Origin of the sequence: Streptomyces spiroverticillatus (genome assembly GCA_014650415.1) — a bacterium.
GTDB lineage: Bacteria > Actinomycetota > Actinomycetes > Streptomycetales > Streptomycetaceae > Streptomyces > Streptomyces spiroverticillatus.
This window is the reverse complement of sequence record BMUX01000006.1, coordinates 52,640-66,598: the sequence shown is the minus strand read 5'-3', so window position 1 is coordinate 66,598 and position 13,959 is coordinate 52,640. Positions and strand designations below refer to the sequence as shown.

At 69.8% G+C, this 13,959-nt stretch carries 11 protein-coding genes and 1 other RNA gene; all 12 read right to left on the bottom strand.

All coding sequences use genetic code 11. From position 1 onward, the window contains the following. Positions 1-9 precede the first annotated feature (9 nt). On the bottom strand, positions 10-2,364 hold the full coding sequence (locus tag IE269_RS17540) for a HelD family protein (RefSeq protein ID WP_189823950.1): 2,355 nt from the start codon (positions 2,362-2,364) through the stop codon (positions 10-12). Between the two features lie 61 nt (positions 2,365-2,425). Beyond that, complete coding sequence (locus IE269_RS17535) at positions 2,426-3,193, bottom strand: anti-sigma factor family protein (RefSeq protein ID WP_189823949.1); 768 nt, start codon at positions 3,191-3,193, stop codon at positions 2,426-2,428. Then, entirely contained in the window at positions 3,190-3,786 is a 597-nt protein-coding gene (locus IE269_RS17530) for a sigma-70 family RNA polymerase sigma factor (protein WP_189823948.1), read from the bottom strand. Before IE269_RS17530 ends, IE269_RS17535 begins: the two co-directional genes overlap by 4 nt. A gap of 119 nt (positions 3,787-3,905) precedes the next feature. After that, on the bottom strand, positions 3,906-4,493 hold the full coding sequence (locus tag IE269_RS17525; protein ID WP_189823947.1) for a CGNR zinc finger domain-containing protein: 588 nt from the start codon (positions 4,491-4,493) through the stop codon (positions 3,906-3,908). A 188-nt stretch (positions 4,494-4,681) separates the two neighbouring features. Further along, a complete protein-coding gene (locus tag IE269_RS17520) occupies positions 4,682-6,409 on the bottom strand; it encodes an acyltransferase family protein (protein ID WP_189823946.1) in 1,728 nt (575 codons plus the stop codon). Further along, positions 6,406-8,529 carry a bifunctional polysaccharide deacetylase/glycosyltransferase family 2 protein gene (locus tag IE269_RS17515; protein ID WP_189824266.1) on the bottom strand — a complete coding sequence of 708 codons (2,124 nt, stop codon included), beginning with the start codon at positions 8,527-8,529 and terminating at the stop codon, positions 6,406-6,408. The genes IE269_RS17520 and IE269_RS17515 overlap by 4 nt, the downstream gene beginning before the upstream one ends. Before the next feature lie 106 nt (positions 8,530-8,635). After that, complete coding sequence (locus tag IE269_RS17510; protein WP_189823945.1) at positions 8,636-9,472, bottom strand: hypothetical protein; 837 nt, start codon at positions 9,470-9,472, stop codon at positions 8,636-8,638. Between the two features lie 343 nt (positions 9,473-9,815). Beyond that, positions 9,816-10,185: a transfer-messenger RNA gene (ssrA, locus tag IE269_RS17505) on the bottom strand. Between the two features lie 126 nt (positions 10,186-10,311). Further along, positions 10,312-10,803 (bottom strand): SsrA-binding protein SmpB, encoded by a 492-nt coding sequence (gene smpB / locus IE269_RS17500; RefSeq protein WP_189823944.1) that lies wholly within the window; start codon positions 10,801-10,803, stop codon positions 10,312-10,314. Positions 10,804-10,821: 18 nt separating this feature from the next. Then, on the bottom strand, positions 10,822-11,991 hold the full coding sequence (locus IE269_RS17495) for a S41 family peptidase (RefSeq protein ID WP_189823943.1): 1,170 nt from the start codon (positions 11,989-11,991) through the stop codon (positions 10,822-10,824). Between the two features lie 98 nt (positions 11,992-12,089). Further along, entirely contained in the window at positions 12,090-13,010 is a 921-nt protein-coding gene (ftsX, locus tag IE269_RS17490) for a permease-like cell division protein FtsX (RefSeq protein ID WP_189823942.1), read from the bottom strand. A gap of 10 nt (positions 13,011-13,020) precedes the next feature. Next, on the bottom strand, positions 13,021-13,710 hold the full coding sequence (gene ftsE / locus IE269_RS17485; RefSeq protein ID WP_189823941.1) for a cell division ATP-binding protein FtsE: 690 nt from the start codon (positions 13,708-13,710) through the stop codon (positions 13,021-13,023). Between the last annotated feature and the right edge of the window lie 249 nt (positions 13,711-13,959).

The following is a 13,959-nucleotide window of genomic DNA, read 5'->3' as shown; positions in this document are numbered from 1 at the left end:
GACTCGAAATCAGTCCCGCAGCAGCGCCGGAACCCCGTCCTCATCAGGGGTGTCCCGCTTCCCCGACACGACCGTGAGCTGCTGCGTCGCACGCGTCAGCGCCACGTACAGCACCCGCAGCCCCGCCGGGGACTCCTCGGCGATCTCCGCGGGCGACACGACCACCGTCGCGTCGTACTCCAGCCCCTTCGCCTCCAGGCTGCCGAGCGCGACCACCCGCTCCCCCAGGTCCGCGAGCCAACGCCGCGCCTGGGCGCGCCGGTTCATCGCGACGACGACGCCGACGGTGCCGTCCACCTGCTCCAGGAGGCGCCGGGCCTCCTCCCGTACGGACGACTCAAGATCGTCTCGTACGGAGACGAATCGCGGCACGACCCCCGTCGACCGCACCGCACGCGGCGACTGCATGTCGGGGGCGGCCAGCGCCAGGACCTTGGCCGCCAGCTCGGCGATCTCCGCCGGGTTGCGGTAGTTGACCGTCAGTTCGAACGTGCGGCGCGGGCGCGAGCCCAGGGCCTCGTCGCGGGCCTCGGCGGCCTCCTGGGGGTCGGTCCAGGAGGACTGGGCGGCGTCGCCCACGATCGTCCAGGTCGCGGTGCGTCCGCGCCGGCCGACCATGCGCCACTGCATGGGGGTGAGGTCCTGCGCCTCGTCGACGATGACGTGCGCGTATTCGGTGCGCTCGGCGGCCAGGCGCTCGGCGCGCTCCCACTGGGTCTCCTCGCGCTGCGGCATCAGCTCCTCGAGGCCGGTGAGGGCGTCCAGCGGGTCGTACTCGCGCTTCTTCTTCGGACGCGCGGGCGTGCCCAGGAGGAGCTGGAGCTCGTCGAGGAGGGCGACGTCGTGCACGGACAGCTCGTCGCGCTTGAGGGAGCGGGCGAGCTGGCGGACCTCGCGCGGGTTGAGGATGCGCCGGGCCCAGCGGGCGAGGCGCTTCTCGTCGGCCATGTCGGCGAGGACGCCGCGCGGGGTCAGCTCCGGCCACCAGGCGCTCAGGAAGGCCAGGAAGGAGTCCTCGGACGAGACGTCGTCGTCGAAGGAGGAGCGCAGCTCGGCGGCCAGCTCCGGGTCGGTGTAGCGGGCGCGGCCGTTGGACTTGGCCCACAGGGCGTCCAGGAGGAGCTTGCGGGCGCGCGGGCGCAGCAGGTTGACCGGGGCGGTGCCGGACAGGACGGTGTTGCGGATGCGCTGGAGGTCGCCGGCCTCCAGCTCCAGGCGCGCGCCGAACGCCACGACCCGCAGCAGGTCGGTCCGTACGGCCTGCGGAGCCTCTTCCTCCGGGTCGCCGAAGTCCCCGAAGGACAGCTGGCCCTCTTCCTCCGCCACGGGGGCGCCCGGCGTCTCCAGCGCGCCCCTGGCGGCCTTGCGGAGCACCTTGAGCATGCGGGAGGAGCCCTTGATGCGGGCGATGTTCGGTTCGTCGTACGTCGTCGCCTCGGCCCCGTCGACGAGGGAGCCCAGCGCGCGGATCGCGACCTGGCCCTCCTCGCCGAGGGAGGGCAGGACGCCCTCGGTGTACGAGACGAGCAGCGGGGTCGGCGAGACGATCAGGATGCCGCCCGCGTAGCGCCTGCGGTCCTGGTAGAGGAGGTACGCGGCGCGGTGCAGGGCGACGGCGGTCTTGCCGGTGCCCGGGCCGCCCGCGACCTCGGTGACCGAGGCGGCGGGGGCCCGGATGACGAGGTCCTGCTCGGCCTGGATGGAGGAGACGATGTCGCGCATGGTGTGGCTGCGGGCCTGCCCGAGGGCGGCCATCAGCGCGCCGTCGCCGATCACGGCGAGCTTGTCGCCGTTCAGGAAGGCGGTCAGCTCGGGCCGCATCAGGTCGTCCTCGACGCCGAGGACCTGGCGGCCCTTGGAGCGGATGACGCGCCGGCGCACGACCCGGCCCGGGTCCTTGGGCGTGGAGCGGTAGAACGGCGCGGCGGCGGGCGCCCGCCAGTCGATCACCAGCGGCGCGTAGTCGGAGTCCAGGACCCCGATGCGGCCGATGTGGAGGGTCTCGCCGATGTCGGCGGTGAGGTCCTCCCGTACGGCGTCGTCGGCGGGCTCCACGGACGTGAACGCGCCGTCCGGGCCCTTCTTGCCGTCCTTGCCGTGGAGCAGGTCGATCCGGCCGAAGAGGAAGTCCTCGAACTCGTTGTTGAGACGGTTGAGGTGCACCCCCGCCCGGAAGACCTGCGCGTCGCGCTCGGCGAGCGCGCCGGGCGTGCCGACCTGACCCCGCTGGGCGGCGTCGTTCATCAGGAACTCGGCCTCGTGGATCTTCTCCTCAAGACGGCGGTACACCTGATCCAGATGATCCTGTTCCACGCCGATTTCACGGTCGCGGACCGAATCGACAGCGGCATCCTGCGCGGCCACCGAGGCCCCCTTCTGACGTGCACTGGGCAGCCGTCAACCGTACGCGAAGGGGACCGTTATGTCAGGCCTCGACTTTGACCAGTGATTTGCCGTCGAATGTCCGGACCTCGAAGTGGTCGATCTCGTTGACGTCCATGGCCGCTCCGCCGTGCACGTAGAGCGGGTTCTTGGCGGCCTTGTGGGGGCTGTCGGGGATGCCGTACCCCCACTTCGGGACCGACCAGCTGCTGACGACCTCCTCCTCGCCCTTCTTGGAGACGGCGACCAGGCTGCACTTCAGCGGGCCCTTCACATTCTTCAGCTCCAGGACGGTGTGGGTGCCCCAGCCCTTCTTCTCGGTGCCGACGACGGCCGTGACCTTCGTGACCGGGTCGGTGGCCTGCGTCTTCTTCTCCATGTGGTGGAAGAAGGCGTCCTCGGCGGGGCTGGTGGGGTGGGGGTCGGGGGCGGCCTGGAGGCGTCCGGGGCCGTTGTCCGCCGCCGCGAGGACGACAGCACTCGAACCGCCGATGACGACCGCGGCGGCGGCCGCCACCAGGTAAAGGCCGCGCCTCTTGCGACGGGCCTGCTGGCTGCGCTGTACGGCGACCTCGCCGACGAGGTTCGCGAGCAGGGCCGGGCTCGGGGGCGTCAACTCCCTTGGCGGGCCCGGGGGTTCGGCCAGCGCGGCGAGCATCGGCTCCATCCCCGCGAAGTCGTCGAGCTGGGCGGCGCAGTAGTCGCAGCCCGCCAGGTGGGCCTCGAAGGCGGTGGCCTCGGACTCGTCCAGAATGCCGAGGGAGTAGGCGGCGACGGCGTCGTGGACCGACTCGCTGTCCTGTGCACTCATGCCGTCACACCTCGTTCCTCAAGAGCCAGTTTCATGGAGCGGAGCGCGTAGAAGACGCGGGAGCGCACGGTCCCGCTGGGCACTCCGAGGACTTCGGCCGCCTCACCGACCGTACGTCCCTTGAAGTAGGTCTCGACGAGCGCCTCCCGGTGGGCGGGCGTCAGATCGTCGAGTGCATCGCTGAGCGTCATCAACCACAGCGCCTTGTCGATCTCGTCCTCCGCGGGCATGACCTCCAGCGGCGACGGATCGACCTCCTGCGGCCGGGCCTGCCGACTGCGGTGGTTGTCGATGACGATGCGACGGGCGACCGTCACCAGCCAGGGTCGGACGGAGCCGGTGGCCCGGTTGAGCGCACCGGCGTTCTTCCAGGCACGGATGAGCGTCTCCTGCACGACGTCCTCGGCGCGCTGACGGTCCCCCGCGACGAGTCGCAGGACGAAAGCGAGCAGCGGACCGGCGTGTTCGCGGTAGAGCGAACGCATCAACTCCTCCTCCGGGGAGGGGGTGTTGACGTCGCCCTGCCCGGCGCTGCGAACATGCCGTGCCCCGCGCTGCGGACGTTCATCGGCCACGGCCGCATCCTCGCGCACCTTAAGCCTCCCGGTCGACCCCGTCGGAACTTCTTCGAGGGTCCATACGGACGGGCGGGTGCCCGCGACTCAACGGGGGCGCAAGATCTTTTCCGTACGCATCCCCGCCCGCCCCCCGCTCACGCCCGGCCGGCGGCGGAGACGGCCGCGCGGCGGCGGTGGCGGGCGACCCGCTCCCGGTTGCCGCAGGTCTCGCTGGAGCACCAGCGGCGGCGGCGCCCCCGGGAGGTGTCCAGGTACAGCCGGTCGCAGGTGTCGCCCTCGCAACGGCGCAGGCGGGTGCGGGCGACGGGGTCGGTGAGCAGGGCGACGGCGTCCCGGGCCAGCACGGCCAGGAGCTGTTCGCAGCGGGGCTCGGCGGCCAGGGCGCGGGCGAGGGTGCCGTCGGGGGTGCGGACGGCGCGCGGGGCGGGCGGGGGCAGGGCGGCGAGGGCGTTGACCTCGTCGAGGGCGGGGCCCCTGCCGCCGTCCAGGACGTCGGCGATCTGGTCGCGGAGGCGGCGGAAGCGGGGGGTCCAGCCGGGGTCGGGGCGCAGGGGGGTTCCGGCGGGGACCAGGCCCGCACCCACGGCCCACTCGGCCAACTCCTTCGCACCGGAGAGGAGTTCGTGGCCCCGGGCCCGGGTGGCGAGGAGGTCCAGGCAGACCCGGCCGGAGTCGAACCACCAGAAGGTGTTGGTGCCGGTGCCTGTGTTGCTCACGCCCATGTCGCTGGCCTCCGGGCTCGCCGCCGGTCCCCCGTGCCCTCCAGAGTGCCCTTCGGTGCGCGTCACCGGAACCCCCGGTGCCACGGGGCCTTTTCACACCGCGCCCGGCACCGGGGGTGCTCGCCCGGAACGCAGAAGCGCCCGCCCGCCCCCCTGCAAGGGGACGAGCGGGCGCTTCGTTCGGCGGGTCAGGCCCGGGGCTTCTTCTTGGCCCCGTTGGGCCACAGCCTCGGTTTGCGTTTGGCGGCGACGTCCTCCGCCCAGCCAAAGCCCGCGATCGCGGCGGCGATCAACGGCCAGGCCAGGATGAACATCAGCACCTGGTAGAGCTTGCCGAGGTTCGCGTTGATCAGCTCGCCCACCACCGGCAGCGACCCCAGCGACCACATCTGGTCGATGACCGGGATCGTCAGCATGATCGCCATCTCGTGCCAGAGATAGATCGTCACGGCCCGGTTGTTGGCCAGGGTGATCGGGGTGTCGAAGCCCTTCAGCTTGTCCGGGAGGACCTCCCACGACGGCGAGTAGTGCAGCAGCACGGCACAGAAGCCGAGCGACCACAGGGCGTTCGCCGTGGGGATCTCGTCGAAGTTCCAGCCCGCTTCGCCGATGTGCGTGCCCGCCCACCACAGGCCGAGCCCCATCAGCACCGCCGCGAACGACGGGATCATGTAGGGCTTGAGCTTCTTGAGCGTGCCCTCGTTGTGGGCGAAGCCGAGCATCCAGCAGGACGCGAAGGTCGTGAAGTCGGTGATCGCGTTGCCGGTCTCACCGGGGATCTCGATCAGCTTCATGCCGAGCACCGCGGACAGCGCCAGCGGCGCGAGCAGCGTCGGCCACGGCAGCTTGCGGAACAGCTTGAGCATCAGCGGCGAGAGCATGACGAACCACAGGTACGCCCGGATGTACCAGAGCGGACCCGAGGTCTGCGCGGCCCAGCTGACATCCAGCAGACCGCCCGGCGAGCCGACCTCGTCGGGACCGGTCGCCGCGCCCACCGGCACGAACCACCAGGCGAGCCTGATCCACCACCAGATGATCGACTCGCCGTCCTCGCCCGCGGTGGGCTTCCAGCCGCCGTTGAAGATCAGCGCGAGGGTGACGATCGCGAACACCCACACCGGCACCATCAGTCGCCGCACACGGCTCTTGATGACCTGGCCCGCCGACCGCGCGCTCAGCGAGCGCGCCATGAGCGAACCGGCCAGCGCGAACATCACGCCCATGGACGGGAAGATGATCGTCATCCACGCCTGTCCGTAGACGTGGAAGAGCACCACGCGGACCAGCGCGATGGAGCGCAGCAGGTCGAGGTAGCGGTCACGGCCGGGCTTCTTGGGCGCGGCCGGTTCCGGGGTCTCCTCGGGCTTCTCCTCGGCGGGGGCGTCGGTGCGGTCCAGCCCGTCCGCGTCCGCCGTCTGGGGCCAGGCGGACGTGCTCGGTCCGTACGGGTCCGTCTCCGCCTCGTCGCGGCCCCACGCGGGCTGCTGCCGGGTCGGAGCGCCCACCGCGGTCCTGGCGAACGCCGGAGTCTCCTCCTGCTGTCCGCCGTAACCGCCGCCGACGGGCGGGAACGCCGTGGTGGCGTTCCCGTGCCCGCCGCCCTGCTGCGGGGCGTAACCGCCCTGCTGCGGGGACTGCTGGGGCCAGCCGCCCTGCTGGGGCTGCTGCGGGTAGCCGCCGGTCTGGGGGTACGCCTGCGGGTAGCCGGCGGTCTGGCCCTGACCGTACGCGGCGGAAGGCAGCGCGGGACCGGGGTTGTTGCGGACCGTCGGCCAGCCGCCGCCCCCCTGCTGGGGGGCGGGGCCGGTGCCGGACTGATGCGGCAGCGGGAAGCCGTCCGCGTCGTACTCGGGACCGTAACCCTGGTCCTCGGGATAGTGACTGCCGTTCGGGCCCGGATATCCGTGGCTCATCCGACCGGCCACCTCTCCTCTTCGCGCCGCTGGCCCGGCAGGGCCCCCGGCGCCTCGACCACACCGGTGCGGCGCAGCTTCTGCCAGCGCAGCCGGCCGCCGGTGAGGGCGGTGATCCAGGACTGGAGCAGGACGACGTACATGATCTGGCGGTACAGGATCTGCTGGAGCGGGAAGGACAGCAGATGCGTCATCTTCTCCTTGTCCAGCCGGAACGCGTAGGCCGCACAGATCACTTGGAGCATCAGCACGCCGAACCAGGCGATGACGGTCTTGCCGGTCGGCCCGAAGACCAAGCCGTAGATCAGGAAGATGTCGATCAGCGGCGCCAGCAGCGGGAACACGATCATGAAGAGCGAGACGATCGGCAGGCCGACGCGCCCGAAGCGGCCCGAGGGGCCCTTCTCGATGATCGAGCGGCGGTGCTTCCAGATCGCCTGCATCGTGCCGTACGACCAGCGGTAGCGCTGCGACCACAGCTGCTGCACGGACTCCGGCGCCTCGGTCCAGGCGCGCGCGTCCTCCGCGTACACGACCCTCCAGCCCTCGCGGTGGAAGGCCATCGTGATGTCGGTGTCCTCGGCGAGGGTGTCCTCGCTCATGCCGCCGACCCGGTGCAGGGCGTCCGCACGGAACGCGCCGATCGCACCCGGGATGGTGGGCATGATGCCGAGCATGTCGTAGAGGCGACGGTCCAGGTTGAAGCCCATCACGTACTCGATGTGCTGCCAGGCGCCGATCAGCGAGTCGCGGTTGCCGACCTTCGCGTTGCCCGCGACCGCGCCGACGCGCGGGTCGCCGAACGGCTGGACCAGCTCGCGGACGGTGGACGGCTCGAAGACCGTGTCGCCGTCCATCATCACGATGATGTCGTAGCGCGCGTGCCGGATGCCGTTGTTGAGCGCGGCGGGCTTGCCCGCGTTCTGCTGGCGGACCACCCGGACGTTGGGGATGCGCATCTGCTCGACGATGTCGGCGGTGCCGTCCGTGGAGCCGTCGTCGATGACGATGACCTCGATCGGATGGTCACTGGACATCAGGGAGCGCACGGTGTTGGCGATGCACTCGCGTTCGTTGTACGCGGGCACCAGCACGGTGACCGGTCTGGTGACTTCCGGCCCCCAGCGGAACCCTCGTTTCCGTACCTTGCGGGCGTGCACGAAGGAAAGGATCAGCATCAGGCCGAAGCGGGCGATGACCAGCGAGCCGACGAGCGCCAGACCCCAGGTGAGGGTGTCGGTGATGCCGTCGGAGACGGTGATCGCGGTCAGGAACAGCTTCGACTTCCACAGCTCGGGACCCGTCACCGCCGAGTGCGCCGAGGGATAGCCCATCGCCTCGGTGAGGTTGGTGAACTTGAAGCCGCGCTTCTGCATGTCCGGCAGGAACTGGTCCAGCGCCTGGATGGTCTGCGTGCGGTCACCGCCGGAGTCGTGCATCAGCACGACGGTGCCCTTGGTGGTCTTGGGCGTGGCGCGCTTGATGATCTCCGCGACGCCGGGCCGCTTCCAGTCCTCGGAGTCGGTGTCGTTGACGACCGTGAGGTAACCGAGCTCGCCGACGTACTTGGCGACCGGCCAGCTGGCGTCGTCGAAGGCGTAGGCGAACGACGAGTAGGGCGGCCTGAACAGCGAGGTGTGCACCCCGGCCGCCCCGGCTATCGCGAGCTGGTTGCGCGAGAACTGCGAGTCGATGCCGTCGCGCGTCTTGTACGAGAGGTCGGGGTGGTTCCAGGTGTGCAGACCCAGCTCGTGACCCTCGTCCACGATGCGCTTGACGAGGTCCGGGTAGCGGGTGGCGTTGGAGCCGACGACGAAGAAGACGCCGTGGGCGCCGTACTCCTTCAGCTTGTCCAGAACCTTCGGCGTCCACTTCGGGTCCGGACCGTCGTCGAAGGTGATGACGACGTGCTTGTCCTTGACGTGCCGCGCCTCGGGCTTCTTCGGGTCCCGGGTGTCGATGACCGGGCCGCCCTTGCTGATGACCTCCGGCACCGTGCCCTGGTCGACGGGCGGGCGGGCGCCGGTCTGGTCGGAGTCGATCTCGTTGTGGACGTAACCACGCAGCATCAGCATCGCCATCAGGGCGACGAGGACCAGCGAGGGCAACAGGTACCGCATGGGGAACCAGCGCCGCCGGTTGCGCGGCGTGCGTGCGCGCGCGGCGGAGCGGCGGGCGCCCTGGGAGGAACGCCTGCGAGGGTTGGACATCTACGTGCCGTGCCTTCTACTTCGCCGGGTTGTTGACCGGGTCAGGAATGGGGTCGGTGCCACCGGTGGGAGTCGTGCCGCCGGTCTCGGTGCCGCCCGTGGGGTTCTGGCCACCGGTCGGGTTCTGGCCACCGGTCGGGTTCTGACCGCCAGTCGGGTTCTGGCCACCGGTCGGGTTCTGGCCACCGGTCGGGTTCTGACCGCCGGTCGGGTTCTGGCCGCCGGTCGGGTCCGGCGGGGGCTTCTGACCGCCCGTCGGGTCCGGCGGCGGCTTCTGACCGCCGGTCGCGTCACCGTTGCCGGCCGTCTTGCCGGGCTTCTGCTTGTCCGGGACCTGCTTGTCCGGGGTCTTGCCGTCCTTGGCGTCGTCCTTCTTGGCGCCGCCGGCCGGGACCTTGCCGGTGGTGGCACCGGCGGTCTGGGTGCCCGCGGGGACCTCGCCGCCGGTGACCGGCGGGACGCCGTCCGGCTTCGGCACGGACGGGGTCGGGTCGGGGTCGGACTTGACCTTCTCCGCCGTCTTGTCGGAGGCGAAGTCCGGCACCGGCAGCCCCGGGGCAAGGGAGTTGCCGCCGATCAGGGAGATGATGAGCATCGCGGCGTAGGCGGCGCACACCGCGCCCAGCACCCAGCCGATCCGGCGCAGCTTCTTGCCGCGGCGGCCGCTCTCGTCGACGAACACCGGCCCGTCGGCGCTCTCCGTGGACAGCTCCGGGAGCAGCGGAGGCTCGTGCCGGCGCTGTCCGAAGTGCGCGCCGACGGAGTTGATCTGCATCGTCCGGTCGTCGGCGTTGCGTATCTGGCGTATTTGGCGGGTCTGCCCGGTCTGGGCACCCTCAGGAGTGTTCTTCACGGCTCTTCGCACATCCCCCACTGACTGGCTCATCGGTGGGCGCGCGCGACCAAATGGAACCGCCGTCGGCCCGGGCCCCCACCCGTCCAAGCGTCCCTATCACACTGCACCCGGACGTCGAATGTAGCGCACGCGGGTGACAGAGCTTCTCGCGAGTGCACTCTTGTCACACATCAATGACATATCCAGAGCCGGAATGGATCGTTCCGTGTCCGATTCGACCTATTTACCCCCTATCTCTAGGGCAGATAAGACATCACGTGACGCATACGACAGTGGGCCCGCCCGGACACGACGAAGGCCCGGCCGCTCGAGGCGGCCGGGCCTTGGTCTCACATGGGGCTTGTGGAGATGGCGGGAATCGAACCCGCGTCCAACGGTGCAGAATCAGGGCTTCTCCGTGTGCAGTCTGCTGCGATTTTCTCGGCCCCGGAGATCACGCAGACAAGTCTCCGACGGGCTCAGTCACTGTTTGATTTCCTCACCGTCCCCGTGACCGGGACGGTGAGTTTAGATCCCTTGATGATGCCAGGATCCGGGTCGGGATCACCCCCGGGCTGACACTTCGCAAGTCGCTACTTAGGCAGCGAGGGCGAAGGAATCGCGCTTGGTGTTGGCGATTATTGGTTGCGACATATGGTTTACGAGATCATTGCCGCTTCCTCGACACGCTTCCCCTGCTTCGACATCCGCTGTCGAAACCGATCATCCCCATGTTGATTTTTCAAAGTGGGTCCGGGGGCTTGCGCCACCTTCCCCGTCGCCTGACCCATCACCATGTGGGGTGCGACATGTTCCATCGTACGTGACCATCGTCCGCCGATGCCAGCCAATAAAGGCTAGAGGTACCCGCGCTCCTTGCGCTTCACCGCGGCGATGGCCCGGTTGGTCTCGCGCGTGTCCTGCTTCTCGCGGAGCGTCTGCCGCTTGTCGTACTCCTTCTTGCCCTTGGCCAGCGCGATCTCGCACTTGACCCGGCCGTCCTTGAAGTACAGCGCGAGCGGCACGATCGTGTGGCCGGTCTCGCCCGACTTCGACTCCAGCTTGTCGATCTCCGCCCGGTGCATCAGCAGCTTGCGCTTGCGCCGCGCGGCGTGGTTGGTCCAGGTGCCCTGCGAGTACAGCGGTACGTGGATGTTGTGCAGCCAGGCCTCGCCGCCGTCGATCTGCACGAAGCCGTCCACCAGTGACGCCCTGCCGAGCCGCAGGGACTTCACCTCGGTGCCCATGAGCACGAGACCGCACTCGTAGGTGTCGAGGATGGTGTAGTCGTGCCGGGCCTTCTTGTTCTGCGCGATGATCTTGCGCTTGGGGTCCTTTTCCTTAGCCATAGTGCGGTCATTTTCGCACTACGAGCCCCCCTGAAGGCCACTCAATACTGTCTGGGCCCGCTCCTGGGCCCGCTCGGTGGCCACCAGGTCGGGCGTGATGCCCCTGCCGTCCAGATTGTGCCCGGCGGGGGTGCGGTAGTGGCCGACGGTCAGCTCGGCGACCGAGCCGTCCGCGAGCCGGCTGGGCTTCTGCACCGAACCCTTGCCGAAGGTCCGCGAACCGACCGTCAGCGCCCGGCCCCGGTCCTGGAGCGCGCCCGTCACCAGTTCGGCGGCGCTCATCGTGCCGCCGTCGACGAGCGCGACCACCGGTCTCCTGGTGTCACCGCCGCGCTCGGCGTGCAGGGCACGCTGGCTGCCGCGGTCGTCGTACGTCGCCACCAGACCGCCGTCCAGGAAGGCGGAGGCCGCGGTGACCGCCTCGTCGACCAGACCGCCCTCGTTGCCGCGCAGGTCCAGCAGCACGCCCTTGCCGGCCGGCGCCCGGCGCACGGCCTCGCGCACCCGCTCCCCCGACCCCCGGGGGAAGGAGGTCACCCGGATCAGCACCGCCCCGTCGGCGAGCTGCTCCACCGTGACGGCGTCGGTGGGCAGGTTCGCCCGCCGCACCTCCTGCGTCCACACCTTCTGGCCCCGCTGGAGCTCGATGCGTACGGGAGTGCCCGCCCCGGCGCCCGAGCCGTCGCCGCGCAGCAGCGAGACGACCTCGGTGACCGGGCGGCGATCCACGTCGCGGCCGTCGATGCTGCGCAGCGCGTCCCCGCGCCGCAGACCCGCCTTCGCGGCGGGGCCGCCGGGACGCACCCGCTCGACCTGGACGCTGCCGTCGGCGCACCGCTTGGCGACCAGGCCGACGCCGGTGTACTCGCCGTCGAGGGACTTCTCGAAGTCCTTGTACTCCGCCGGGTCGTAGACCGCTCCCCAGCGGTCGCCGCTGCGGCTGACCGCCTCCTCGGCGGCCTGCTTGCCGGACTTGCCGTCCGCGACCGCCTCGGCCGCCGCCCGGGCGACCGCGTCGCGTGTCGCCTGGGGTGCGGCGGGCCGCACCGCCGACGCGGGCTGCGGCTCGTCGTCGTACACCCATGAACCGGTCGTCGAGACGGTGGCCAGCGCCCCCGCGAAGACCAAGGTCAGGGCCGCCCCGCGGCACAGGCCGCGGGGCCGGATACCGAATTCCGGGCCTGGCATGGCGACGAGTCTAGGACAAACGCCGTGCCCCGTACGGCTTGTTGCCGTACGGGGCACAGGGGGAACGGGTGTCGCGGGTTACACGGTCACGACCGGACCTACACCTTCAAGTACTTGCGGAGCGCGAAGAAGGCGGCGAGCGCCGGCATCAGCAGGCTGATCGCGAGCACCAGCGGCAGCTTGGTGAGGACCGCGTCCCAGCCGATGAAGTTCACCAGCTCCATCTTGTCGGCGAGCGCGAGGCCGTGGTCGATCAGGAAGTAGCGGCCGAGGACCAGCATCACGCAGGCGAGCGCACCGCCGATGAGACCGGCGACGGCGGCCTCCATGATGAACGGCGCCTGGATGTAGAAGCTGGAGGCGCCGACGAGCCGCATGATGCCGGTCTCGCGCCGGCGGCTGAACGCGGAGACGCGGACGGTGTTCACGATCAGCATCAGCGCGATGACGAGCATCAGGCCCATCAGGAAGAGCGCGGCGACGTTCATGCCGTTCATCAGCTCGAAGAGCTGGTCCAGGATGGAGCGCTGGTCCTCCACGGCCTGCACACCGGCCCGGCCCTGGAAGGCGGTCGTCACCACCTTGTACTTCTCGGGGTCCTTCAGCTTGATCTGGTAGGACTCCTGCATCTGGTCCGGCGTCAGGACGTTCGCCATCGGCGTGTCGCCGAACTGCTCCTTGTAGTGCTTGAACGCCTGGTCGGCGTCCTCGTAATAGACCTTGTCGACGATGTCCATCTTTTCCAGGTCGGCCTTGACCTGCTGCTTCTGCTCCGCCGTGACGGCGCCCTTGGCGCACTGCGGGACGCCCGTCTCGGCGTCGTTCTTGTTGCAGAAGTAGATGGAGATGTTGACCTTGTCGTACCAGTAGGTCTTCATCTCGTTGACCTGGTTGCGCATCAACAGGGCCCCGCCGAAGAGGGCCAAGGAGAGTGCGACGGAGACGACGACGGCGAAGGTCATCGTGAGGTTCCGGCGGAGACCGACACCGATCTCCGACAGGACGAACTGGGCGCGCATCGGCGTCCTTTCAGTGCTGGTAGCCGTAGACGCCGCGAGACTGGTCGCGTACGAGACGGCCCTTCTCGAGTTCGATGACGCGCTTGCGCATCTGGTCGACGATCTGCTGGTCGTGGGTCGCCATCACCACAGTGGTGCCGGTGCGGTTGATGCGGTCCAGCAGCTTCATGATGCCGACGGAGGTCTGCGGGTCGAGGTTGCCGGTCGGCTCGTCCGCGATCAGCAGCATCGGCCGGTTGACGAAGGCGCGGGCGATGGCCACGCGCTGCTGCTCACCGCCGGAGAGCTCGCCGGGCATCCGGTCCTCCTTGCCGCCGAGGCCGACCAGGTCGAGCACCTGGGGGACGGCCTTGCGGATCTCGCCGCGCGGCTTGCCGATGACCTCCTGCGCGAAGGCGACGTTCTCGGCCACCGTCTTGTTGGGCAGGAGGCGGAAGTCCTGGAAGACGGTGCCGAGCTGGCGCCGCATCTGGGGGACCTTCCAGTTGGACAGGCGCGCGAGGTCCTTGCCCAGCACGTGCACCTGCCCCTGGCTGGCGCGCTCCTCGCGCAGCAGCAGCCGCAGGAAGGTGGACTTTCCGGAGCCGGAGGAACCGACCAGGAAGACGAACTCTCCCTTCTCGACCTCCAGGGAGACGTCCCGCAGGGCGGGCCGGTTCTGCTTCGGGTAGGACTTGGACACGTTGTCGAATCGGATCACAGGTGCACCACGGTCGCCGGTAGTAGGTGTGCGTGACCATACGCGACCCGGCCTCGGGCGTGCAGGCTGCTTCCCCGCGATGAGCGGTTTGCTCCGGTTTGCCGGGGGCCCTTTGCTCCCGGGCCGCGCACGTCCGGCGTCCGGCTGGCACAGTGGAGGGGAACGGATGCGTTTCCCCGGGCGTTATGGGGAGAGAACGCGAAGTATTCGGGATGTGCATCCAGGTAGTGCGGAGTGTGCGGCCGGTGA